Consider the following 23,943-nt stretch of genomic DNA (forward strand, 5'->3'; position numbering starts at 1 on the left):
CATGAGCATCAACTGGGAACTCGTGTGGTCATCGCTGGGCCCCCTCCTGACCGGTGCGATCTTCGGCACCATTCCCTTGGCGCTGGCCTCGTTCAGCCTGGGCCTTGTGCTGGCCCTGGTGGTCGCCCTCATGCGGCTGAGCCGCAACCGCCTGGTTTCCGCGGTGGCGCGGACCTACATCTCCGTGATCCGCGGAACCCCGCTGCTGGTCCAGCTGTTCGTCATTTTCTACGGGCTGCCGTCCGTCGGAATCACCATCAGCCCCTGGCCCAGCGCGATCATCGCGTTCTCCCTGAATGTCGGCGGCTATGCCGCGGAGGTCATCCGCGCGGCCATCTTGTCTGTCCCCAAGGGGCAGTGGGAGGCCGGCCACACCATCGGAATGTCGCGCCACCAGACCTTGGTCCGGATAATCCTGCCGCAGGCCGCGCGGGTCTCGGTTCCGCCGCTGTCCAACACCTTCATCAGCCTGGTCAAGGACACCTCGCTGGCGTCGCTGATCCTGGTCACCGAACTGTTCCGCGTGGCGCAGCAGGTGGCCGCCTTCAGCCAGGAATTCATGCTGCTGTATCTGGAGGCGGCCGTGATCTACTGGATCATCTGCCTCGTCCTCGCCAGCGGACAGTCCGCCCTCGAGAAGAGATTGGACCGCTATGTCGCCCACTGAACTCCCGCCCACGGAACCCGCGTCCTCTGAAGTTCCTGTCCCGGAGGACGCCCTGCTGACCGTCACCGGCCTGCGCAAGGCGTTCGGACAGCACGAGGTGCTCAAATCCATCGACCTTGAGGTCCGCCGCGGCGAAGTGGTCACGTTGATCGGGCCGTCCGGATCAGGCAAGACGACAGTCCTGCGCTGCCTGAACGGCCTCGAAGTGCCCGACGCCGGCGTCGCTGAATTCGCGGGGCAACTGACCGTCGACTTTGCCACACCGGTGGCCAAGAAGCAGGTGCTCGCCTTGCGGGACCGCAGCGCCATGGTGTTCCAGCACTACAACCTCTTCCCGCACAAGACCGTCTTGGAGAACGTGATCGAAGGCCCGGTCCAGGTGCAGAAGCGGCCCAAGGCGGAGGCAATCCAGGAGGCCCGGGACTTGCTGGCCCGCGTCGGACTGGCCGGCAAGGAGAACAGCTACCCGTTCGAACTTTCCGGCGGCCAGCAGCAGCGCGTCGGCATTGTGCGTGCCCTCGCCCTGCGCCCGCAACTGCTGCTCTTCGACGAGCCCACCTCGGCGCTGGACCCCGAGCTCGTGGGCGAGGTCCTGGCCGTCATCAAGGAACTCGCGGACGAAGGCTGGACCATGGTGGTGGTCACCCACGAGCTCGCGTTCGCCCGCCAGGTGGCCGACGAGGTCATCTTCATGGACGGCGGCGTGGTGGTCGAACGCGGCCACCCCGACACCGTGCTGCGGGACCCGCGGGAGGAACGCACGCGGCAGTTCGTGGACCGCCTGCTGAACCCGTTCTAAGGCACCCCACCCAGGGTGGACTAAAAGCGCGATCAAAAACGCGACTAAACTTGGCCGGGTGAACGACTCCCTGCCCCCGTGCCCCGAATGCTCCAGCGAATACACCTACGAGATGGGGGCACTCCTGGTCTGCCCGGAGTGTGCGCACGAATGGTCCGCGTCCGCGGAGACTGACACAGACGCCGACGCCCCTGCGGCCGCCGACACCGTCATCAAGGATGCCGTTGGCAACGTCCTGGCCGACGGCGACACCGTCACGGTGGTCAAGGACCTGAAAATCAAGGGCAGCTCCACGGTCATCAAGGTCGGCACCAAGGTCCGCGGCATCCGCCTGGTCAACGGTGTCGGAGACCACGACATCGACTGCAAGGTGGACGGCGTCGGCCCCATGCAGCTCAAGTCCAGCGTCGTCAAAAAGATCTGAGCGGGGCGCAACCATGACCGCCGAGACTGTGCGGTCGGTCGACGTCGTCGTGGTCGGCGCCGGCCAGGCGGGACTGTCGGCGGCCTACCATCTTCAGCGCCGCGGCCTCGTCCCGGCCGCTTCTGCCGCAACCGCTTCTGCAGCAGCCGCTTCTGCCCGGGCCGGCACGGGGCAGACCGCAGCAGACGGGCAGCCGGCAGCGGAGGCCCCGCCTGCCCGGACGTACATCGTGCTCGACGCCGAAGACGGGCCCGGCGGGGCCTGGCGGCACCGCTGGAAGAGCCTGCTCATGGCAACGGTGAACGGCATCAGCGACCTCCCGGGAATCCCGCAGCCCGACGTGGACCCTGCCGAGGCCAGCTCCAGTTTCCTCACCCGCTATTTTGGCGGATACGAGCACGACATAGGCCTTGCGATCGAGCGGCCGGTGAAAGTGCGGTCGGTGAGCCGGGAGGACGATGATCCCGCCGGACGGCTGAACATCGCAACCTCCCAAGGCCGCTACTCTGCCCGTGCCGTCATCAACGCAACCGGCACCTGGACCCGTCCGTTCTGGCCCATCTACCCGGGCAGGGCCAGCTTCCGCGGCCGGCAGCTGCACGTCGCCGACTACGTTTCCGCCGACGAATTCCGCGGGCAGCATGTCATTGTGGTCGGCGGCGGGATCTCGGCCGTCGGACTGCTCGATGAGATCTCCAAGGTCACCACCACCACCTGGTTCTCGCGCCGGGAACCGGTCTGGCGCGAGGCCCCCTTCGACCGGCAGGCCGGCCACGACGCCGTCGCCCTGGTCGAGGAGCGGGTGCGCCAGGGCCTCCCCCCGCAGAGCGTCGTCTCCGTGACCGGCCTGATCTGGACCCCTGCCCTGCGGGCCGCCGCCGCGCGCGGCGTCCTTGACCGGCACCCCATGTTCACCGCGATTGAACCCGACGGCGTACGGATGGCTGACGGCAGCTTCCTGGCCGCCGGGGTCATCCTGTGGGCCACGGGATTCCGGGCCGAACTCGAACACCTCGCCCCGTTGCACCTGCGCGGACCCGGCGGCGGCATCGCGATGAACGGCACCCAGGTCGCGGCCGAGCCACGGGTCCACCTCGTCGGCTACGGGCCCTCCTCATCCACAATCGGCGCCAACCGTGCCGGCCGGGCCGCCGTCGCTGGAATCGTCACGCTGCTGGCCCGGACCGGTATAACGTAAAGCCTGCAGTGCAGCACCGGGGAGGCCTCACACCCTGGTCCCACACCGGCACCATTACCCAAGCCCGAGAAGAAACGGCGGCATAACGCGCGTGGCGGACAACAGCTTCGAATCCCTCTTTGCCCGGCTGAGCAGATTCCCGGACGTCGAGGCTGACAACCTGCAGGCCTGGGATGCCACGGACAGACTCCTGTTGGACACTGCCCTTGAGATGCACGCGGCCGGCCGGCTGCAGCCCGGCGGCCGGCTCACAGTGGTGGGGGACCGGTACGGTGCCCTGACCCTCGGGGCAATGCTGGGGGCCGGGACGCTCGGGGCGCAGGCCGTCCGGGTCCACCAGGACCTCATCACCGGTGAACGGGCGCTGCGGGCGAACGCCGAGGCCCTGGCCATCGACGCCGGCTTCGCGCACTTTCCGTTGGGCGCCGGCCTGTTGGAGGGCGCTTCCCTGGTCCTGCTGCAGCTGCCGCGGTCCCTGGCCGAACTTGAGGAAATCGCCGACGCCGTGGCCCGCTACGCGGCGCCCGACGTCGTGCTGCTGGCGGGCGGCCGCGTCAAACACATGAGCCTGGGCATGAACGCCGTGCTGGCGCGTTACTTCGACGACGTCCAGCCCCAACTGGCCCGGCAGAAATCACGGCTCCTGCTGGCCCGGCGCCCCAAGCCGGTCCCGGCCGAGCTTCCCTTCCCGGTCACTGCGGTCAATGACGAACTGGGGCTCACGGTCTGCGCACGGGGCGCCGTATTTGCCGGCACCGGGCTGGATATCGGAACCAGGTACCTGCTGGACTTCCTGCCCCGGATGCCGCACGCCACCCATGCCGTTGACCTCGGCTGCGGCACCGGAATCCTCGCCGCGATGTACGCCCGGGGCAACCCCGGCGCCCGCGTCACTGCCACGGACCGGTCCGCCGCCGCAGTCGACTCAGCCCTGGCCACCGCCCGCGCGAACGGACTGGACAGACAGATCGACGTGCTTCAGGACGACGCCATGAGCTCCCTGCCGGACGCCAGCGCGGACCTGGTCCTGCTCAACCCGCCCTTCCATCTGGAAGCAGCGGTCCACTCCGGCGCGGGGATCAAGCTGATCGAAGCGGCCGGCAGGGTGCTCGCCCCGGGCGGGGAACTCTGGACCGTGTTCAACAGCCACCTGCACTACCGGCCAGCCCTCGAACGCCTGATCGGGCCCACCCGCGAGGTCGGCAGGAATCCGAAGTTCACCGTGACGGCCAGCACCAGGCGGCCGTAACGGCAGAAACATTGTGTCGGTAAAGCGTAAGTGTGGGCGCACGCCTGCACGTAACGTACGATTCTGACAACTGCTGTGCGTGGCCAAAGACGTTTAGAGGTAACAGTGACCGAGTTCCGGCAACCCTCGCCGAGGCGAGGGACCAACCTACCGAAGATGGGCGACTTCAACCTCACGGTCATCCTGGACGCCATCCGCCGCACGCCGGGCGGCCTGAGCCGGGTGGAGCTCGCCCAGATTGTCGGGCTCTCGCCGCAGACCATCTCCAACATTTCCCGCCGCCTGCTGGACCAGCATCTGATCATCGAGGCAGGCAAGGAAGGCACTGGGCCGGGCAAGCCCAGGACCATGCTCCGGCTGAATCCCTCAGGGATGTATGCAGTGGGCGTGCACCTGGACCCGGCCGTCCTCACGTTCGTCGTGCTGGACCTGCTCGGCGCCGTTGTCAGGCACTCGCGGATCACCACCCCGCCCGGCACCGACCCCCGGGCGGTCATTGACAGCATCACTGACGAAATCAAGAGGCTCATCCTGGACTCCGGGGTGGATCCGGAACTGATCGCCGGGCTCGGGGTAGCGTCGCCGGGTCCCATCGACCTCAACGAGGGTGCCGTCGTGGACCCGCCGCTGCTGCCGGGCTGGGACCACGTCGGGCTGCGGGATGCCCTCGCGGAAGCCACTGGCCTGTCCACGCTCATGGATAAGGACGTCACCAGCGCTGCCGTGGCCGAAACCTGGGCCGGAGGCCCCAGCGGCGAGGGCAGCTTTGTCTTCATGTATATGGGGACCGGGATCGGCTGCGGGATCGTCCTCAACGACGAAGTCGTCCGCGGGACCTCGGGCAACGCCGGTGAAATCGGGCACATCATCGTGGACCCGGGCGGCGCCCTCTGCGATTGCGGGCAGCACGGCTGCGTGAAGTCCTCCGCCATTCCGCAGGTCCTCGTGGCGCAGGCCGAGGCGGCCGGGATATTGGATGGTTCGCTCCAGGACAGAAGCGCGCCGGCAGTTCAGGAGCGTTTCGCCGAGCTGTGCGCGATCGCCGACGCCGGCAACGAAGAGGCCAAGGAAATCATTCGACGATCCGCTGTGCTCGTGGCCCGTGCGGTCTCGGTCATCACCAACGCCCTGGACGTGGACCGCGTGGTGTTCGGCGGCCCGTTCTGGACATGCCTCTCAGCGGCTTATCTGGAGCTAATCCCTGACCTGGTGGACGCGAACAGCGCCACCCGGAAGATCCACGGCATCGAAGTGGTGGGCACGGGAGTGGGCGAGGACGTCGGCGCCGTCGGTGCCGCCTGCCTGGTGCTCGAACACATGCTGGCCCCACGCTCCCAGCGGCTTCTCCTCGAAGGGTAGACGGGCTGGGGGACTAGGGGCTAACCGGGCCTCAGTCGATGTCCTCAATGATCGTCCCATACGGGATGGTGTCGTCCAGATGCGCCTGGTGGCCATGCGGAAGCACGAGCACCCGCACCCCGTGCGAGCGTTCTGCAGCCGACTGCATGAGGACAGGCCGGACCGTGTTGATGAAGCTCTCGCTCTTGCCGGCGAGGTAGGTCTGGTAGCTGGCTGGAAGCTGAATCATTGCATCAGGATAGTCCTGACTGGGTGCGTTGGGGAGAGCGGCCCGTACCGGCCGAAAACGGCTCCTCGGGCGAACATTATTCTGCCGCGCACCGCAAATGGTCGTAAAGGTGCGTCTTAATTCGGGCGCCGACTTGAAGGGCCCCACGGCCGGGCCTTAGAGTTCTATACAAGTTACCTCAGTAACGTGTCAGCGATCCTCCGCTGAAAGCTGCCCCCGGGCGGCCCAGGAGGGTGTGGGTGCCCCCATGTGGGCCTGACATTTGCTCACGGACAACTTCGTATCAGGCGTAACAGTCGCGGCTGCGCCCTGCTGAAGTTCCCTCCGTGTTCCCCAAACTCAATTCACTGACGACGGAGTTCCCGTTTATGGATCCGGTCATCCGGGTTTTCGGATCTCTCCTGGCGGCAGTGTTCACAGCCAAGGACGCAAATGTCACCACCAAGCCTTATCGATACCCATCCCAATCTTGCCGGCGTGGCACCTGTTGCGCTGTCCTACGAGCTGTTCCCGCCGCGGTCGCCCGCAGCCGCGGAATCCCTCTGGACCACCATCGGCGAACTGGAAACCACAGACCCGGACTATGTGTCCGTGACCTACGGGTCCAACGGCTCCAACCGCAGCACCGCCGTCGATCTCGTCAACCGGCTCGTGCAGGAAACGACGCTGCGGCCCCTGGCCCACCTCACCTGCGTCGGCAACTCCCCGCAGGAACTGGCGGAGATCATCGGCGAACTGCTCGACGTCGGCGTCCGCGGCATCCTCGCCCTGCGCGGCGACCGGCCCAAGGACGGTGCAACCCCGCCGCCGGGATCGCTCCGGTACGCCCAGGACCTGATCGAACTCATCCGCCGCGTGGAGCAGCGCCGCTCGGCGCTGCTGTGCGCCGGCAGGGTTGCGGTCGGCGTCGCCGCCTACCCGACCCGGCACCCGGAATCCCCGAGTGAGGCGCACGACGTCGAGGTCCTGCTGGCCAAGCAGCGCTCCGGCGCCGACTTCGCCATCACCCAGGTCTTCTTCCACACCGAGCAGTACGCCGACCTCCTGACCCGGGCGCGCCGGGCCGGGGTGACCATCCCGATCATTCCCGGGGTCATGCCGCTGACCAGCCTCCGGCGGCTCGCCCGCCTCGGCGAACTGACCGGCGTCGAACCGGCCCCGGAACTCATCGAACGCCTCGCGGCCGCCGATACCGACGCCGATCGGACCCGGATCGGGGTCAGCGCCACCGTTGATCTCGCCAACGCAGCCCTGGACGCCGGGGCCCCCGGCATCCACCTCTACACGTTCAATGAGCACGTCGCCGCCCTGGACGTGCTGGACAAACTCGCCCTGCCCCGCCCGCACCGCGGGAACCGGCAGGGCGGCAACCGGCAGGGCGCCGGCCGCATCAACGCCTCCCGGCGCGCCGCCAGCGGCCAGCTCGCCAGCTGAGCCCCCACCTTCGTCATCTGTCAACGACAACTCCAAGGACTTCCCATGACTGAACTTCCCAGCAATGAACAGCGCACCACCCCCTTCCCGTCCGCCTCGATCCTCGGCTACCCGCGCATCGGCCGCCGCCGCGAACTCAAGAAGGCCGTCGAGGCCTACTGGGCCGGCAAGATCGACGCCGCAGCCCTGGACGCCGCCGCCAAGGAAATCCAGCTCGGCACCGCCAAGCGCCTCCAGAGCTTGGGCCTGACCGAAGCCGCCGCCGTCCCCGGCACCTTCTCCTACTACGACCAGGTGCTTGACGCCGCCGCCCACCTCGGCGCCGTGCCGGCCCGCTTCGGGAACCTCCTCAACACTGAGGGACAGCTCGACATCGACGGCTACTTCACCCTGGCCCGCGGCAACAAGGAACAGCAGCCGCTGGAAATGACCAAGTGGTTCGACACCAACTACCACTACCTCGTGCCGGAAATCGGCCCGGAGACGAACTTTGCGCTGACCTCGAACCGGATCGTCGAGGAGTTCGAGTACGCCCTCGCCAACGGCGTGGAAACCCGCCCGTACATCGTCGGCCCGGTCACGTTCCTGCTGCTGAGCAAGGCCTCCGACGACGCCCCGGCCGGTTTCAGCCCGCTGTCCCGCCTCGAGGACATCCTCCCCGTCTACGCCGCACTGCTTCAGAAGCTCGCCGCCGCCGGCGCCAGCTGGGTCCAGCTCGACGAGCCCGCCCTCGTGGTGGACCAGGACACCCCGGCCGTGGAAATCCAGGCCGCCGTCGCCCGCTCCTACGAGGCCCTCGCCGCCACGGCCCAGCGCCCGCAGCTGTTCGTCTCCACCCCATACGGCGCGCTCAACGGCCAGCTCGGCACCCTCGCCGCCACCGGCATCGACGCCCTGCACCTGGACGTCTTCAAGGGCGAGGTCCCCTCCGCCGCGGCCCTGGCCGCGCTGGGCAACAAGACCCTCGTCGCCGGCGTCGTGGACGGCCACAACATCTGGCGCAACGATCTCGCCGCCTCAGCGGAGAAGATCGCCGAACTGAAGAAGTCGGTGGCCAAGCTGGCCATCAGCACGTCCACCTCCACCCAGCACGTCCCGCACGACGTCGACGAGGAAGTCCAGCTCTCCGAGCAGCTGCGCAGCTGGCTGGCCTTCGCCGACCAGAAGGCCGTGGAAGTTGTCACCCTCGCCGGTCTGCTGACCGACGAAACAGCAGTCCAGCCCGCCATCGACGAGGCCACCCGCATCATCGCCTCCCGCGCCGAGGCCGAGGGCGTCCGCCGCGGCGACGTCCGGGCTCGCACCGAGGCCCTGACCGACGCCGACTTCAACCGCTCCGCCTACGCAGTGCGCGAGGCAGCCCAAGAAAAGGCGCTGCACCTGCCGCCGCTGCCTACCACCACCATTGGATCCTTCCCTCAGACCTCGGAAATCCGCACCGCACGGGCCCGCGCCAACCGCGGCGACCTCACCACGGAGCAGTACGAGCAGCTCATGAAGGAAGAGATCAAGCGCGTCGTTGAGCTGCAGGAAGAGCTCGGCTTCGACGTCCTGGTCCACGGCGAGCCCGAGCGCAACGACATGGTCCAGTACTTCGCCGAGAACCTCGAAGGCTTTGACGTCACCGTCCACGGCTGGGTCCAGTCCTACGGCTCGCGCTGCACCCGTCCGTCCATCCTGTGGGGCGACGTCACCCGCAGCGCCCCGATCACGGTGGAATGGGCCAAGTACGCGCAGTCCCTGACCAGCAAGCCGATGAAGGGCATGCTCACCGGCCCGGTCACCATCCTTGCCTGGTCCTTCGTCCGCGATGACCAGCCGCTCGGCGAGACCGCCAACCAGGTGGCGCTGGCCCTGCGCGATGAGATCGCGGACCTCGAGGCGGCCGGCATCAAGGTCATCCAGGTGGACGAGCCCGCCCTGCGCGAGCTCCTGCCCCTGCGCAAGGCCGACCAGGCCGCGTACCTGGACTGGTCGGTGAAGTCCTTCCGCCTCTCCACGGCCGGCGCCGCGGACGCCACCCAGGTCCACACCCACCTGTGCTACTCCGAGTTCGGCGCCATCATCGACGCGATCGACGGGCTCGACGCCGACGTCACCTCGATCGAGGCCGCCCGCTCCCGCATGGAGGTTGTGCACGACCTCGAGTCCCACGGCTTCGGCCGCGGCGTGGGCCCGGGCGTCTACGACATCCACTCGCCCCGCGTCCCCGGCGAGCAGGAAGTCACCGAACTGCTGAGCACCGCGGTCAAGCACGTCCCGTCCCGCCAGCTCTGGGTCAACCCGGACTGCGGCCTGAAGACCCGCGGCTACGCCGAGACCGAAGAGTCCCTGCGCAACCTGGTCACGGCCACCAAGACGGTCCGCGCCGAACTGCTCCAGTCCGCCAAGTAAGAAGCGGCCGCCAAGCAACCCGCTCTACCCGAAAACGACGCCGGCCGGTCACCTTCCAAAGGTGGCCGGCCGGCGTCGTACGTCCTCAGTCATCGATTGCTCCGTAGGTGCCCTTTTGAGCGGGCAGAAGGGCATCTGCGGAGCACTCGATTCAGGATTCCCCGATTCAGGATTCCCAGAGGATTTCGTCGTCGACGACGCCGTCCTCATCCGCGGAGGCGACGAGGACCTCGTCGGTGAAGTGCTGGCCGAGGGTGAAATCGAGGACGAAGTAGCGTTCGGGCTGGCCGGGGTAGATGCCCACGTGGCCCAGCTTGAGCGCCTTGAGGAAGACTTCGTCGGTCAGCTGGCTCTTGTTGTCGACGCCGAAGACTTTTCTGAGGTGTTCGTCCTTGATCGCGTTGCAGTGGAAGTGGCGGTACTCCTGCGGGCTGGTGCCTTCCTGGTCCAGTTCCTCGGCGATCATTTCGCGGACCTGGTCCACGAGCTCAGGCAGGAAGCGCAAGCGGTAGTCAACTTTATGCATGGCCGCTTCGTCGAAATGGTCATGCGCGTTGACATTGAGGTCAAGTTCCACGGTCTGGCCCGCCAGCTCATGCGTGGCGCTGAGATTATGGTCCCTTCCGTGGTTGAGCTCGACCTCGCCGAAGTGCTTGCTCGCTACCTTGTTCATATCTTCAACATAGTCCTGAAAACCGGACCATTCCAGCGTTGGAAGGGTTTTATCCGGTACCGGACCGGCGGACGTCCGTGTGACTGTACATTGATCGGATGCAGCATGTAACCTCACCCGTCGCACGTGCCCGGGCCGTGTTCGACGCCGGGTCCACCCGTCCGCTCACCTGGCGGCTGGACCAGCTGCGCCGGCTGCGTCGCATGCTGGCGGAGCGGCACGAGGACTTCGCCGGGGCCCTCGCCCGCGATCTGGGCAAGCACCGCACCGAGGCGCAGCTGGCGGAGATTGGGTTCGTTGACGCCGAGGCGGCCCATCTGGAACAGCACCTCGCAGGCTGGCTGCGGCCCCGCCGCGTGCCGGTGCCGCTGGCAGTGCGGCCAGCCCGAGCCTGGACCGAACTCACTCCGCTGGGCGTGGTGCTGGTGATCGGGCCGTGGAACTACCCGCTGCAACTGCTGCTCGCCCCGCTGGCCGGAGCCCTGGCCGCGGGAAATACCGTAGTGCTCAAGCCGAGCGAACACGCCCCGGCCACCTCGGCCGCGCTGGCCCGCTGGATTCCCGAATACCTGGCCGGCGCCGCCGAGGTGGTTGAGGGCGGCATCCCGGAGACCACGGCGCTCCTGGCCGAACGCTTCGACCACATTTTCTTCACCGGGGGAGAGGCCGCGGCCAAGGTGGTGATGCGCGCGGCGGCCGAGCGGCTGACCCCGGTGACGCTGGAGCTCGGCGGCAAGTCCCCGGCCTATGTCGATGCGTCCACGGACCTGGCCGCGGCGGCCAAACGGATCGCCTGGGGCAGGTTCTTGAACGCCGGGCAGACGTGCGTCGCACCGGACTACGTCCTGGCCCGGGAGGAGGTCCTGGAGCCGCTGCAGGCCGCGCTGATCCAGGCCGTCGCGGCGCTCTTCGGAACGGACCCGGCGGCGAGCCCGTCGTACGGTCGGATTGTCGATGACCGCCACTTCGCACGGCTCGCTGCCCTGGCCGACGCCAGCACAGTGGTGCACGGCGGACAGCGCGACGCCGCCAGCCGCTATTTTGCGCCGACCCTGCTGCGGCCGGCGCCCGGCGACGCCGTCATGGGGGAAGAAATCTTCGGACCGCTGCTGCCGCTGGTGCCCGTGGGCGGGCTCGACGCGGCGATCGAGGAGGTCAACGGGCGCGCCAAACCGCTGGCCCTCTACGTCTTCAGCAAGGATCCGCAGACGCGCCGTGCCTTCGCCGAGCGGACCTCGTCCGGGGCCCTGTGCTTCGACGTTCCGGCGGCCCACCTGTCCGTCCCCGGGCTTCCCTTCGGCGGGGTCGGCGGCAGCGGCATGGGGGCGTACCACGGGGAACATTCGGTGCGGACGTTCTCGCATGAGCGCCCTACACTAGACAAGCCGCTGTGGCCGGACACGCTGGAACTGATCTACCCGCCCTACACCCGGACCAGGCACCGGATCATCGACGCGCTGGTGGCACCGGTCGGCAAGCGGCTCAAGAAGCGCTGAACGCCCGCCGGGCTACCCGGCTTCCACGCCGTCCCATTCGACCTGGACCCACCGCTGCCCCTCGTCGTCCCAGGATTCCGAGTGGCCCAGCAGGGCGATGTCGTCGAAGCTCGCCTCGATGCCGTGGCGCTGCAGGGTGTCGCGGAGTTCCTCGGTGGCGGCCCGGACGGCCGCGGCGACTACTTCGGGGTTGTCGGAGGAGACGGGACGGGCGGCTGAATAGCTCTTGTTCATGGACCCCATCCTTCTCGATCGGGCGCCGCAGGGAAACCCCTCCCGGCTCAGTCCTTTCGCGCGGTTCCTAGCCGGTGCATCGTCTCGGCCAGCAGCTCCACGAACAGCTGGACCTGGGCGGTCCGTTTCTCGTTGATCAGCAGGGCGAAAACATTCCGGGCCAGCCGGATTTCCGGCACATCGAGGACCACTACGCCGGCCGGCCGGTGCCGCAGGGCGAGCTCGGGGACCAGGGCGGCGCCGAGCCCGGCGGCCGCCATCTCCAGGCTGGCGTGGAAGTCATCGCTGTAGGCCACCACGCGGGGGTGCAGGTTGCAGCTCGCGAAGAGCCGTTCGATCACGGTCGCGTCGGACGTGCCCGGGTGGTGCATGATCCAGGGCATGTCCGAGAGATGCGGCGCGGCCACTTTGGAGTCCGTACCGATGCCCCAGGCCGCCGGCAGCACCACGCGGAAGTCGTCGTCGCCGATCCACTGCCGGTCCACGGTGTGCGGCCAGGCGAGGCCGGACTGTCCCACCTGGTACACCAAGGCGACGTCGAGTTCGCCGCCGGTCCGCAGCCCCTGGATGGTCTGGGCCGGTTCCGCGACCGAGACCCGCAGGTCGATGCCGAGCTTCTTCCAGGCCGGGTTCTGCAGGATCGGCGGCAGCACATAGGTGGCGAGGCTCGGGAAGATGCCCAGCCGCAGCTCCTGGCTGGGGCTCTCCTGCGCCCGGGAGGCGGCGGCCATGAGCGTCTCGATGTCCGTCAGCACCTTGGCAGCGTGCCGCGTCATCACGACGGCGGCTTCCGTCGGCTGGATGCTGCGGGCCGCCCGCTGGAACAAGGTGACGCCGGTGTCGCGTTCCAGTGCCGACATTTGTTGGGAGACGGCCGAGGCCGTGTAGCCGAGCCGGGTGGCGGCGGCCGCAAACGAGCCAAGCCGGATCACTTCCACAAGGGTCCGCAGATGGACGGGGTTGATCAAGGGCTGCCCTTCGCCTGGTCGCGGGTCCACGGAGACGGGACCGGAATTCCCGCTTCATTGTGGCATATCCGGCCCTCGCCCGGGCCACCCAAGCAACGGAAGCCGGTGTCACGGGAGCCGAACAGAAAAATCCCAATTTCATACTCATCCGGCCGCCCGACGGCGACGAATAGCCCGTAAGAGACTTCGGGCTATACAACAGGAGCGGACCAGTGTCGCAAACAGCAGGGATTCCGGCAGGCCGGCGGGTTGCCGTCATCGGCAGCGGTGTGGCGGGGCTGACCGCCGCCTACGTGCTGAACGGGCACGACCGCGTAACGCTCTTCGAGGCGGACTCCCGGCTCGGCGGCCACGCCCACACCCACGATGTGCCGCAGCAGAACGGGCCCACCCTGGGCGTGGACACCGGCTTCATCGTCCACAACGAGCGGACGTATCCCACGCTCCTGCGCCTGTTCGCCGAGCTCGGCGTCGAAACCCAGGACTCCGAAATGAGCATGTCCGTCCGTTGCGACGGCTGCGGGCTGGAATACGCCGGCGCACGGGCCAAGGGGAGCGGCATCATTCCCCGTCCGTCCACCCTGCTGCGCGGCCGCTACCTGCGGATGCTGCTGGAAGTCACCCGGTTCCACCGCCGGGCCCGCGCCCTGCTGACGGAGCCGTCCCTCAACCCGGGACCGTCCACGAACGCCGGGCACGAGCTCACCCTGGGGGAGTTCCTGGCCCGTGAGAAGTTCAGCAGCTACTTCATCTCGCACTTCATGACCCCAGTGGTCAGCGCCGTCTGGTCCTGCGACCCCACCACCGCGCTGGCCTACCCGGCCCGCTACCTGTTCACCTTCCTGGGCCACCACGGCCTGCTCGGCGTCAAGGGCTCGCCGCAGTGGCGGACAGTCACCGGCGGCTCCCGCAGTTATGTCGACAAGGTCGCGGGGACCCTGCCGGACATCCGGCTCGCCAGCCCGGTCACCGCGGTGCACCGGCACGCCGACGGCGTCGACGTCACGTCCGCGCTCGGTGCCGGGACCGTGCGCGAGACCTTTGACGCCGTCGTGATCGCCACCCACCCGGCACAAGCCCTGCGCATGCTCACCGATGCCTCGGCTGCCGAGAGGGTCGCCCTTGGCGGCATGCCGTACTCGGTGAACCAGACGATCTTCCACCGGGACGAAGCCGTGCTGCCGGCCACCCCCAACGCCCAGGCCTCCTGGAACTACCGGCTGCCGTCCTGCGACGCCCGGCCGGACAAGGTCCTGGTCAGCTACGACATGACCCGGCTGCAGCGGCTGGAGCCCGTGGACGGCGGCCGGTACATCGTCAGCCTCGGCGAATCCGAGCTGATCGAGGACGCCACGGTCCTGGACCGGATGGTCTACGAGCACCCGCAGTACACGCCGGAGTCGCTGGCGGCGCAACAGCGGATCCTCGGGCTCGGCGACGAGCGCCTGGCCTTCGCCGGCGCCTACCACGGCTGGGGATTCCACGAGGACGGCGCCCTGTCCGGCCTCAGGGCCGCCGCCCGGCTGGGCCGCGACTGGGACCAGCTCCCGGTCAACGTCGGCACTGTGAGCGTGGACCCGGACCTCCAGCCTGCCGCAGTTCAGCAGGCCACAGTGGAGGTGCCATGAGCGCACAGGCAGCCATCTACCGCACCGCCATCTCCCATGTGCGGCGCACCCCGCTGCACAACGCGTTCACCTACCGCAGCTACAGCTGGTACGTCGACGTCGACCACCTCCCGCTGCTGCCACGCCTGCTCCGGCAGTTGGCCGAGTTCCGGGTGGCGGACCACCTCGGCGACCCGGACGGCACCCTGCGCGGCAACGTGGAACGCTACCTCGCCACCCAGGGGATCACCCTCGACGGCGGACGCATCACGATGCTCGCCAGCGCCCGGGTGTTCGGGCACGTGTTCAACCCGCTGAGCGTGTACTGGTGCCATGACGCCTCCGGTGAGCTGCGCTGCGTCGTCGCCGAGGTCCACAACACGTACGGGGAGCGGCACTGCTACCTCCTCGAAACCGACACCGCGGGCCGGGCCAGCGTCCCGAAAGCGTTCTACGTCTCGCCGTTCAATGACGTCGACGGCGAGTACCGCATGAAGCTCCCCGAACCCGGCGAACGTCTGGCCGTATCGATCGTCCTGGAACGGGAGGGCCAGCAGCCCTTCATCGCCACCATGGACGGTGTCCGCCGGGAAGCAACCCTGCGGAACATCGTGTCCGCGGCGCTCGCGGTACCCGCGGCCCCCCTGCGTGTCGCGGCGCAGATCCGCTGGCAGGGCATCAGGCTTTGGGCGCGCCGCCTGCCCATCATCAAGAAACCACACCACCCTTCACAGGAGGCAGTTCAGTGACAATGACCGAAGCGACCGGATCCGGCACGGGACGGGCACAGGGCACCACGCGCAGCGGCGCCGTAACCGGCAGCGCCGCAACCAGCAGCGTGCCTTACACCGTCCCCCAGCCTCCCGTCACCATCGACGCCGCCATCTGGCCCAGCATCGCCACCGTGCCCTCGAGCCTCAAGGCCCGTGTGGCCGGACGCGCTGCGGACGCCATCTTCAGGGCGGCCGTGCGCCGGCTGCCGCTGGAAGTCCGGTACCCGGACGGCACGGTGTTGGGCAAAGCAGTGTTGGGCAAAGCACCCTCGGGCGAGGCGCAAGCCGGAGCCGCCTACCCCGTGATGACCATCAACCGGCCGGAAGCCTTCGCCACCCGGCTCGGCGACGGCGGCCTGATCGGCCTGGGTGAGTCCTTCATGGCCGGCGACTGGGACGCCGATGACCTCACCGCCGTCATGGAGGTGTTTGCGTCCCGCGTCGGCACGCTCGTGCCCGAGCCGCTGCAGAAGCTGCGCGGCCTCTACCTCCCGCGCCAGCCGCGCAGGGAACGGAACACCGAGAAGAACACCCGCTCGAACATCTCGCGGCACTACGACCTCTCCAATGAGCTCTTCGCCTCGTTCCTGGACAGCACCATGACGTACTCCAGCGCCCTCTTCCCGGAAAGCGGCGATGCCCTGCGGAACGTGGCCTGGGACGGGCTGGCCGCCGCGCAGCAGGCCAAGATTGATCGCCTGCTGGACAAGGCCGGTGTGAAGGAAGGCACCCGCGTCCTGGAAATCGGCACCGGCTGGGGTGAGCTCGCCCTGCGCGCCGCCGCCCGCGGCGCCACCGTCTACTCCGTCACCCTCTCCAGCGAGCAGCAGGAACTGGCCCGCCAGCGCGTGGCCGGGGCAGGCTACGCCGACGCCGTCACGATCGAGCTCAAGGACTACCGCGCCGTGGAGGGCGAGTACGACGCCGTCGTCTCGGTCGAAATGATCGAGGCCGTCGGCTTCGAATACTGGGCGACGTACTTCCAGACGATCGAGCGGGTCCTGGCTCCGGGCGGCAAGGTGGCCATCCAGGCCATCACGATCGGCCACGACCGGCTCATGGCTACCCGCACCAGCTACACCTGGGTGCACAAATACATCTTCCCCGGCGGGGTCATTCCGTCCGTCCGCGCCATCGAGGACATCACCGCGACGCAGACCGGGCTGCGCGTCCGCGAGCGCCTCGCCATGGGGGAGCACTACGCCCAGACCCTGCGGCTCTGGGAGGAGCGGTTCATGGCCCGCGAAGACGAAGTGGGGGCCATGGGATTCGACGCGGTCTTCCAGCGGATGTGGCTGTTCTACCTGTGCTACTCCCGGGCCGGGTTTGAGACGGGCTACCTCGACGTGCAGCAGATCGTGCTCGACTCTGCCTTTGCGAACAGTGCCGCCACCAGGGGCGCAGCCCACTCTGAGCTCCCCGCGAGGTCCTGAACAGGTCCCCGTGGCGCCGGTCACGGCACCGGTCGCAGCACCGGTGTTAGAACAATCACGACCGGGAGAGGCGGGCACCACGGTGTCCGCCTCTTTCGTGTGCCCCGACACCAGATGTAGTGGCCGGGGCCACCGTCCGGCCCCTGCGGAAAGGGTCGCGACACGCCGTCTGCGGTGCGACACGCGGGGGTAATTAATGTGGCTAACTACTCCACAGGGTGTGGATTACGTCCACCAAAATGGCGGAAATCCGGACATTTGGAAGGCCCCCTCCTGTGGATTAACGGTGGGTAAAATGACATACTTGTAATACATCATCTTGGGGTCCACGTGGGGCTCTTGCACTACATGTAGTATCGACATACAGTTCCAGCAGAGCATCAGCGCGGGACATCCGGAGCCGGGACAGTGCTCCACAGCAGATTTCAACAAAGGGGACAGGACCATGACCGTTACGGTTTACACGAAGCCGGCCTGCGTTCAGTGCAACGCGACCTACCGCGCGCTGGACAAGAAGGGCATCGCCTACCAGAGCGTCGACATTTCCCAGGATGCGGAAGCCCTTGAGCGCCTGAAGTCCCTGGGCTACATGCAGGCCCCCGTTGTCGTCACCGACCAGGACCACTGGTCAGGTTTCCGCCCGGACAAGATCGAAGAACTGGCGCAGGCCGCCGCCGTCGCTGTAGCCTGAAACGCTCCGGACGCCGCTACCAGGCAAGAATTCACGGTAGATGAGGTGACCCCGTGGTTGTAACAACTGAAGATCGGGTGGCTGCCACGGCTGACAGCGGGGAAGCGGTCAGCACAGCACCACCGATCACCACAACGCACTGCCGCCTCATCTACTTTTCCTCCACCTCCGAAAACACCGCACGCTTCGTTGCGAAGCTGGGCGTCGACGCCGCCAGGATCCCCCTTTACCCGAGGGACACTCCGCTGGCGGCCCGGGAGCCCTACGTTTTGTTGCTCCCGACCTATGGCGGCACCGGGGGAGAAGGATCTGTTCCAAAGCAGGTCATCAGGTTTTTGAACGACCCGGGCAACCGGAAGCTGATCCGCGGAGTGATCGGCGCAGGGAACACGAATTTCGGGGACAACTACTGCATGGCCGGCGACATCATCGCCGCCAAATGCAAGGTCCCGCACCTATATCGCTTCGAACTCATGGGGACGCCGGAAGACGTCAACCGCGTACAACAAGGATTGGAAGAGTTTTGGACACGACTGTCGCAGACACAGCAGTAACTGAGGGCGCAGGCACCCACGCGGCCACCGCCACCGCAGTTGAGAAGCATGAGAAGCAGGAAAAGCACGAGATGCCGGCCGCTTACAAGGGCCTGGGCTATCACGAGCTCAACGCCATGCTGAACCTCTACGGCCCCAACGGAGAGATCCAGTTCGAGGCCGACCGCGAGGCCGCGCACCAGTACTTCCTGCAGCATGTGAACAACAACACCGTGTTCTTCCACGACCTCGAGGAAAAGCTCGATTACCTCGTCAAGAACGAGTACTACGAGCGCGAGACCCTCGACCAGTACACGATGAACTTCATCCGCGAGCTCTACAACCGCGCGTACAAGAAGAAGTTCCGCTTCGAGACCTTCCTCGGCGCGTTCAAGTTCTACACGTCCTACACGCTGAAGACGTTCGACGGAAAGCGCTTCCTGGAGCGCTACGAGGACCGCGTCTGCATGGTGGCCCTGCACCTGGCCCGCGGCGACGAGAAGCTCGCCACGCAGATGGTGGATGAGATCATCGAGGGCCGCTTCCAGCCGGCCACCCCGACGTTCCTGAACGCCGGCAAGAAGCAGCGCGGCGAGCTGGTCTCCTGCTTCCTGCTCCGCATCGAAGACAACATGGAGTCGATCGGCCGGTCCATCAACTCCGCGCTGCAGCTCTCCAAGCGTGGCGGCGGCGTCGCCTTCGCGCTGACCAACATCCGCGAGGTCGGCGCGCCGATCAAGCAGATCGAGAACCAGTCCTCCGGCGTCATCCCCGTGATGAAGCTCCTCGAGGACAGCTTCTCCTACGCCAACCAGCTCGGTGCCCGCCAGGGCGCCGGTGCCGTCTACCTGCACGCGCACCACCCGGACATCTACCGCTTCCTGGACACCAAGCGCGAGAACGCGGACGAGAAGATCCGCATCAAGACCCTCTCGCTCGGCGTCGTCATCCCGGACATCACGTTCGAGCTGGCCAAGCGGGACGAGGACATGTACCTGTTCTCCCCGTACGACGTCGAAAAGGTCTACGGCATGCCGTTCTCCGACGTCTCGGTCACCGAGAAGTACTACGAGATGGTGGACGATTCCCGGATCAAGAAGACCAAGATCAAGGCGCGCGAGTTCTTCCAGACCCTCGCCGAGATCCAGTTCGAATCCGGTTACCCGTACATCATGTTCGAGGACACCGTGAACCGGGAAAACCCGATCGACGGCAAGATCATCATGTCCAACCTGTGCTCCGAGATCCTCCAGGTCTCGCAGCCCACGACGTACCACGATGACCTGTCCTACGACCAGACCGGCAAGGACATCTCCTGCAACCTGGGCTCGCTGAACATCGCCAAGACCATGGACTCGCCGGACTTCGGCCTGACCATCGAGACGGCCATCCGGTCCCTCTCGGCCGTCTCGGACATGTCCAACATCACCTCGGTGCCCTCGATTGCCCGCGGTAACGACCAGAGCCACGCGATCGGCCTCGGCCAGATGAACCTGCACGGCTACCTGGCCCGCGAGCGGGTCCACTACGGCTCCGAAGAGGGCCTGGACTTCACCAACATCTACTTCTACTCGGTGGTGTACCACGCGGTCCGCGCCTCCAACCTGCTGTCCATCCAGACCGGTCAGACCTTCGGCGGCTTCGAGAAGTCCAAGTACGCCTCCGGCGAGTTCTTCGACAAGTACACCGAGCAGGAATGGGTCCCGCAGACCGAGAAGGTCGCCGAGCTGTTCAAGAACATCCACATCCCCACCCAGGATGACTGGCGCGAACTGAAGGCCTCCGTCATGGAGCACGGCATCTACAACCAGAACCTGCAGGCTGTGCCGCCCACCGGCTCGATCTCCTATATCAACAACTCCACCTCCTCGATCCACCCGGTGGCGTCCAAGATCGAGATCCGCAAGGAAGGCAAGCTGGGCCGCGTGTACTACCCGGCGCCGTACCTGACGAACGACAACCTGGAGTACTACCAGGACGCGTACGAGATCGGCTACGAGAAGGTCATCGACACCTACGCCGCTGCAACGCAGCACGTGGACCAGGGCCTGTCCCTGACGCTGTTCTTCAAGGACACCGCCACCACGCGCGACATCAACAAGGCCCAGATCTACGCCTGGAAGAAGGGCATCAAGACCATCTACTACATCCGTCTCCGCCAGCTCGCGCTGGAAGGGACCGAGGTGGACGGTTGCGTCAGCTGCATGCTGTAACCAGCATCGCTTGAGTACGACGGCGGGCGCCCGCCCGCCGTCGTACGCTTAACTTAACGAAGAACCCAACTTTTAGGGGATGACATGACCGAGAAGGTCAAGCTGCTTAGCCACGTCGAGGCGATCAACTGGAACCGCATCCAGGATGACAAAGACGTGGACGTCTGGAACCGCCTGGTCAACAACTTCTGGCTGCCGGAGAAGATCCCGCTGTCCAACGACGTCCAGTCGTGGGCGACGCTGACCCCGGACGAGCAGCAGCTCACCATGCGCGTGTTCACCGGCCTGACCCTGCTGGACACCATCCAGGGCACCGTCGGCGCCGTCTCGCTGATTCCGGATGCGATCACCCCGCATGAGGAGGCTGTCTACACGAACATCGCGTTCATGGAGTCCGTGCACGCGAAGAGCTATTCCTCGATCTTCTCCACGCTGGCCTCCACCAAGGAGATCGACGAGGCGTTCCGCTGGTCCACCGAGAACGTGAACCTTCAGAAGAAGGCCCAGATCGTCATGGACTACTACCAGGGCGACGATCCGCTGAAGCGCAAGGTGGCCTCCACGCTGCTGGAGAGCTTCCTGTTCTACTCCGGCTTCTACCTGCCGATGTACTGGTCCTCACGGGCCAAGCTGACGAACACGGCTGACCTCATCCGCCTGATCATCCGCGACGAGGCCGTGCACGGCTACTACATCGGCTACAAGTTCCAGAAGGGCCTGGAGGGCCTGTCCGAGGAGCGCAAGCAGGAGATCAAGGACTACACGTTCGAGCTGCTCTTCGAGCTGTACGAGAACGAGGTCCAGTACACGCACGACCTCTACGACTCCGTCGGCCTGGCCGAGGACGTCAAGAAGTTCCTGCACTACAACGCCAACAAGGCCCTCATGAACCTCGGCTACGAGGCCATGTTCCCGGCCTCCGTCACCGACGTGAACCCGGCGATCCTCTCGGCCCTGTCGCCGAACGCTGACGAGAACCACGACTTCTTCTCGGGCTCGGGTTCGTCGTACGTCATTGGCAAGGCCGTCAACACTGAGGATGACGACTGGGACTTCTAGTCCTCTTTCAAGACTGGCCTAGTTGGGGGTGTGTGTGAAATTCGGAGCTAGTTGATTTCTTTCGGACCAAGTTGGACCAATTCTGGTCAACCTGACCTCGGTGCAACTTGGTCCGAATCTGGCGCCTCAGGTGAGATGGCGCGTAAGTGGAAGAACCCGTCCCGACCTATGTGGGTGCACTCTTCCTCGTCCAGTCAGAAGTCTTCCACTGAGGGCAAACAGCCATCCGGCCCTGACGATGCCATCGGGGACAACGGCTCTGAGCGGGGGAGCGCGGTGGTGGAATTCACTTTTCTGTCTTTGCTGCTGATGGTCCCGCTGGCCTAGTTCGGACCAATGGTCTGGTTGTCCAGTATGTCCGTAGATTAACAATTCCTTTTCGAGATATTCAGTAACGTAGCAATTGCTAATTTCGAACCGGCGGAGCATGCCACTGGCTACTCGGCGGCGCTTCCGCGGGAGCAGAACTGGCGGATCGCCGCGCTGCAGGCGTTGCGGTAAGGACGATGACCGTGGCGGTGGCGGAACCGGCGCGAGTGGCGCCTGGGCTGGGATTGTTGGGATGGGATAGGCCCGCGTGCCGAGCGGTCTCTGGCTGAGGTTGCCGCGTTCACGGTGGGAAGACCTCCCTCAACTCCCGGCTGTGCAATCAGCTCAGTGGCAGAGGTTGTCGAGGGTTTCCTGGGCAGCCTGTTCCATCTGCGTACCGAGCAGGTCGATGCGGCTTGCGGTTGCCGCGTCCTGCCAAGGCATCGGCCGAACTGCCATGGCCATCGTGACCTGGCTGCCGCCGTCGGCGCTCGTGACGGAAATACTCATGTAACCGAATATCGCCCCGTGATGGCCGTAGCGGAATTCGCCGAAACATGCGTCAGGAAACCGGCTTAGACCGAGCCCGTATTCCGCGAAGCCGGCCTTCTTCTTCATTTCCTCCAGCATGGCGGGGGAAAGCAGCTGGCCCTGGAGGAGGGCCCGGTAGAAGGTGTTGATGTCCTGCGTGGTGGAGATGACGCCGCCTGCGGGGGAGCCGACCCAAACCTCGGCCTGGGTGACATCGACCCGTTCGCTGCCATCCATGATGTAGGCGTGGATGTTGTCCGGAGCCCCGCGGTCCGGTTCGGCCAGCGACGTGTGCTGAAGTCCCAGAGGGGCAAAGATGTCTTGATTGAGCACGTCGGCGACGGGACGTCCGCGGAGCTTTTCGATCAGCTGGCCAAGAGCCAGGTAATTGGAGTTCGAGTAAGAAAAGCGGTCCACATTCTTGGACTCCCACGGGAGCGTGGCGGCCAGCTCGAGTCCCCGCTGCAGGCTGAGCCGCGTGTTCATAACCTGCTGCAGTGGTTCCGCCTCGTGTTCTGCGTCTCCGTAGTCGGGCATGCCGGAGTTGTGGTCCAGCAACTGGCGGACGGTGATCGGTCCGGGCGGCCGCAGCGTGGTCCGGAAACTCTCCAGGACGCCGTTCACCGGGTCATCGAGCCCAATGAGTCCCTGGTCGACGAGTTTCAGGACGGAGACGGCGACCATCGACTTCGTAATGCTGGCTACCGATACCCGGTCCTGCGGCTGGGCCGGGTCATTGGTATCTAGGCTTCGCACACCGTAGGCCTTGGACCATTCCCCGCCAGGCCATCGCAGGTGCACAACAAAGGCCGTCGCACCACCGTCCATGAAGTGCTGGACCCTGCGTTCCAGAGAATCAGTCGCTGCCTGGATCGCGGCGGCGCTCGGCGGAGTCGGCCCGGAAGGGGCCGGGCCGGGAGGGGCTCCCACGCAACCGCTCACAGCGACAAGCAAAACCGCGGAAAACGCGGCACCGATCAGACGAAGACGCGTCCGCCACCAAGCAGGCAAGGCACCCATGAACATCCTTTTACGCTCAAATGTGTCTTCTGGATAGGCATGGCTCTCAAAGTCCCTCCGCAGGCAGCCTGCTGAGTCGGCCAAGCCCGGTCTGAGACCGCCTCCTGGTCAGGGCGTTGCTGAGTACCATGGCGATCAAAGTTCTTCGCTTTGGCATCGATGCAGATCAGCGCGCAATGGTCGCCGGTTTCGTCAGGAATCTGGACGGGCATCTCAACAGTTTGAAAGGAAATGCTGCGCCTCCTAGTCGTAGAGTCGAGCCTTCCGCCGCCCAGGTCCGATTTGCTAACTTACAGGCGGAAAGCCGGTCTGACAGGTTGTTAATGTCCGCGTGAAAAGGCCGTAACCACAAGGACCGATTGTTAATCTTTGGCCGTATTGGACACTGGTTGTCCAGTACGCCCGAAGATTAACAGGTCCGCGTGTAGATTTTTCGCACTTTAACAATTGTTAATTTCGGACCGCCTGGAAGCGGCAGCAGGCTAGTTTTCCGCCTGCTCGGTTCCTGGAATAGGGGAGACAACTACCACGCTTCGAGGCTTCTCCTGCAACCGAATTGCAGCACTTGCTCAAACGAGAGGCCAGCAAGGCGAACTGGCCGATCTCCTGGGGAGATTCCTAGATGCTGTGACAGGCGGAGCGCCGTGATT

General features: G+C 66.0%; 21 protein-coding genes. 16 read left to right on the plus strand and 5 right to left on the minus strand.

Annotated features, from left to right (window positions below):
- Position 1 precedes the first annotated feature (1 nt).
- The 6 genes from AC1DZQ_RS06200 to AC1DZQ_RS06225 all read left to right on the plus strand — a co-directional run bounded on the left by AC1DZQ_RS06200 (position 2) and on the right by AC1DZQ_RS06225 (position 5,696).
- The gene (locus tag AC1DZQ_RS06200; protein ID WP_476962682.1) at positions 2 to 667 is read left to right on the plus strand and encodes an amino acid ABC transporter permease; all 666 of its coding nucleotides are present in this window, start codon (positions 2 to 4) and stop codon (positions 665 to 667) included.
- Complete coding sequence (locus tag AC1DZQ_RS06205; protein WP_476962683.1) at positions 654 to 1,466, plus strand: amino acid ABC transporter ATP-binding protein; 813 nt, start codon at positions 654 to 656, stop codon at positions 1,464 to 1,466. The genes AC1DZQ_RS06200 and AC1DZQ_RS06205 overlap by 14 nt, the downstream gene beginning before the upstream one ends.
- A 58-nt stretch (positions 1,467 to 1,524) precedes the next feature.
- Entirely contained in the window at positions 1,525 to 1,890 is a 366-nt protein-coding gene (locus AC1DZQ_RS06210) for a zinc ribbon domain-containing protein YjdM (RefSeq protein ID WP_476962684.1), read from the plus strand.
- 13 nt (positions 1,891 to 1,903) lie between these two features.
- Entirely contained in the window at positions 1,904 to 3,088 is a 1,185-nt protein-coding gene (locus AC1DZQ_RS06215; RefSeq protein WP_476962685.1) for an NAD(P)-binding domain-containing protein, read from the plus strand.
- Positions 3,089 to 3,179: 91 nt separating this feature from the next.
- On the plus strand, positions 3,180 to 4,337 hold the full coding sequence (locus AC1DZQ_RS06220) for a class I SAM-dependent methyltransferase (RefSeq protein ID WP_476962686.1): 1,158 nt from the start codon (positions 3,180 to 3,182) through the stop codon (positions 4,335 to 4,337).
- A 156-nt stretch (positions 4,338 to 4,493) separates the two neighbouring features.
- Positions 4,494 to 5,696 (plus strand): ROK family transcriptional regulator, encoded by a 1,203-nt coding sequence (locus tag AC1DZQ_RS06225; RefSeq protein ID WP_476962687.1) that lies wholly within the window; start codon positions 4,494 to 4,496, stop codon positions 5,694 to 5,696.
- Between the two features lie 31 nt (positions 5,697 to 5,727).
- Here the strand turns inward: AC1DZQ_RS06225 and AC1DZQ_RS06230 are convergent, their stop codons facing one another.
- Complete coding sequence (locus tag AC1DZQ_RS06230) at positions 5,728 to 5,925, minus strand: hypothetical protein (protein ID WP_476962688.1); 198 nt, start codon at positions 5,923 to 5,925, stop codon at positions 5,728 to 5,730.
- Positions 5,926 to 6,357: 432 nt separating this feature from the next.
- Between AC1DZQ_RS06230 and AC1DZQ_RS06235 the strand changes: the two genes are divergently transcribed.
- Together AC1DZQ_RS06235 and metE are read left to right on the plus strand one after the other, a co-directional pair.
- The gene (locus tag AC1DZQ_RS06235) at positions 6,358 to 7,359 is read left to right on the plus strand and encodes a methylenetetrahydrofolate reductase (protein ID WP_476962689.1); all 1,002 of its coding nucleotides are present in this window, start codon (positions 6,358 to 6,360) and stop codon (positions 7,357 to 7,359) included.
- A gap of 45 nt (positions 7,360 to 7,404) precedes the next feature.
- Positions 7,405 to 9,753, plus strand: coding sequence for a 5-methyltetrahydropteroyltriglutamate--homocysteine S-methyltransferase (gene metE, locus AC1DZQ_RS06240; protein WP_476962690.1), 2,349 nt, complete (start codon positions 7,405 to 7,407; stop codon positions 9,751 to 9,753).
- A 166-nt stretch (positions 9,754 to 9,919) separates the two neighbouring features.
- Here metE and AC1DZQ_RS06245 read toward each other — a convergent pair whose 3' ends face one another.
- Entirely contained in the window at positions 9,920 to 10,426 is a 507-nt protein-coding gene (locus AC1DZQ_RS06245; RefSeq protein ID WP_476962691.1) for a DUF2004 domain-containing protein, read from the minus strand.
- 98 nt (positions 10,427 to 10,524) lie between these two features.
- Here AC1DZQ_RS06245 and AC1DZQ_RS06250 point away from each other — a divergent pair, with 98 nt between their 5' ends.
- On the plus strand, positions 10,525 to 11,922 hold the full coding sequence (locus AC1DZQ_RS06250) for an aldehyde dehydrogenase family protein (protein ID WP_476962692.1): 1,398 nt from the start codon (positions 10,525 to 10,527) through the stop codon (positions 11,920 to 11,922).
- 12 nt (positions 11,923 to 11,934) lie between these two features.
- Here the strand turns inward: AC1DZQ_RS06250 and AC1DZQ_RS06255 are convergent, their stop codons facing one another.
- Together AC1DZQ_RS06255 and AC1DZQ_RS06260 are read right to left on the minus strand one after the other, a co-directional pair.
- Complete coding sequence (locus tag AC1DZQ_RS06255) at positions 11,935 to 12,156, minus strand: hypothetical protein (RefSeq protein ID WP_476962693.1); 222 nt, start codon at positions 12,154 to 12,156, stop codon at positions 11,935 to 11,937.
- 47 nt (positions 12,157 to 12,203) lie between these two features.
- Complete coding sequence (locus AC1DZQ_RS06260) at positions 12,204 to 13,124, minus strand: LysR family transcriptional regulator (protein ID WP_018773333.1); 921 nt, start codon at positions 13,122 to 13,124, stop codon at positions 12,204 to 12,206.
- Between the two features lie 212 nt (positions 13,125 to 13,336).
- Here AC1DZQ_RS06260 and AC1DZQ_RS06265 point away from each other — a divergent pair, with 212 nt between their 5' ends.
- From AC1DZQ_RS06265 to nrdF, 7 genes are all read left to right on the plus strand, one after another.
- Complete coding sequence (locus AC1DZQ_RS06265; protein ID WP_476962694.1) at positions 13,337 to 14,752, plus strand: NAD(P)/FAD-dependent oxidoreductase; 1,416 nt, start codon at positions 13,337 to 13,339, stop codon at positions 14,750 to 14,752.
- Positions 14,749 to 15,480, plus strand: a complete 732-nt coding sequence (locus AC1DZQ_RS06270; protein ID WP_476962695.1) for a DUF1365 domain-containing protein — start codon at positions 14,749 to 14,751, stop codon at positions 15,478 to 15,480. The genes AC1DZQ_RS06265 and AC1DZQ_RS06270 overlap by 4 nt, the downstream gene beginning before the upstream one ends.
- A gap of 2 nt (positions 15,481 to 15,482) precedes the next feature.
- Entirely contained in the window at positions 15,483 to 16,937 is a 1,455-nt protein-coding gene (locus AC1DZQ_RS06275) for a class I SAM-dependent methyltransferase (protein ID WP_476962831.1), read from the plus strand.
- Positions 16,938 to 17,382: 445 nt separating this feature from the next.
- Entirely contained in the window at positions 17,383 to 17,628 is a 246-nt protein-coding gene (nrdH, locus tag AC1DZQ_RS06280) for a glutaredoxin-like protein NrdH (RefSeq protein WP_018773329.1), read from the plus strand.
- A gap of 125 nt (positions 17,629 to 17,753) precedes the next feature.
- Positions 17,754 to 18,182, plus strand: a complete 429-nt coding sequence (gene nrdI, locus AC1DZQ_RS06285) for a class Ib ribonucleoside-diphosphate reductase assembly flavoprotein NrdI (RefSeq protein ID WP_476962832.1) — start codon at positions 17,754 to 17,756, stop codon at positions 18,180 to 18,182.
- 71 nt (positions 18,183 to 18,253) lie between these two features.
- Positions 18,254 to 20,374 carry a class 1b ribonucleoside-diphosphate reductase subunit alpha gene (gene nrdE, locus AC1DZQ_RS06290; protein ID WP_377985181.1) on the plus strand — a complete coding sequence of 707 codons (2,121 nt, stop codon included), beginning with the start codon at positions 18,254 to 18,256 and terminating at the stop codon, positions 20,372 to 20,374.
- Between the two features lie 84 nt (positions 20,375 to 20,458).
- Positions 20,459 to 21,433, plus strand: coding sequence for a class 1b ribonucleoside-diphosphate reductase subunit beta (nrdF, locus tag AC1DZQ_RS06295; protein WP_024368367.1), 975 nt, complete (start codon positions 20,459 to 20,461; stop codon positions 21,431 to 21,433).
- A gap of 654 nt (positions 21,434 to 22,087) precedes the next feature.
- Here the strand turns inward: nrdF and AC1DZQ_RS06300 are convergent.
- Entirely contained in the window at positions 22,088 to 23,299 is a 1,212-nt protein-coding gene (locus AC1DZQ_RS06300) for a serine hydrolase domain-containing protein (RefSeq protein WP_476962696.1), read from the minus strand.
- Positions 23,300 to 23,943 lie beyond the last annotated feature (644 nt).

It is taken from the genome of Arthrobacter sp. P1_C12_2, from assembly GCF_056406415.1.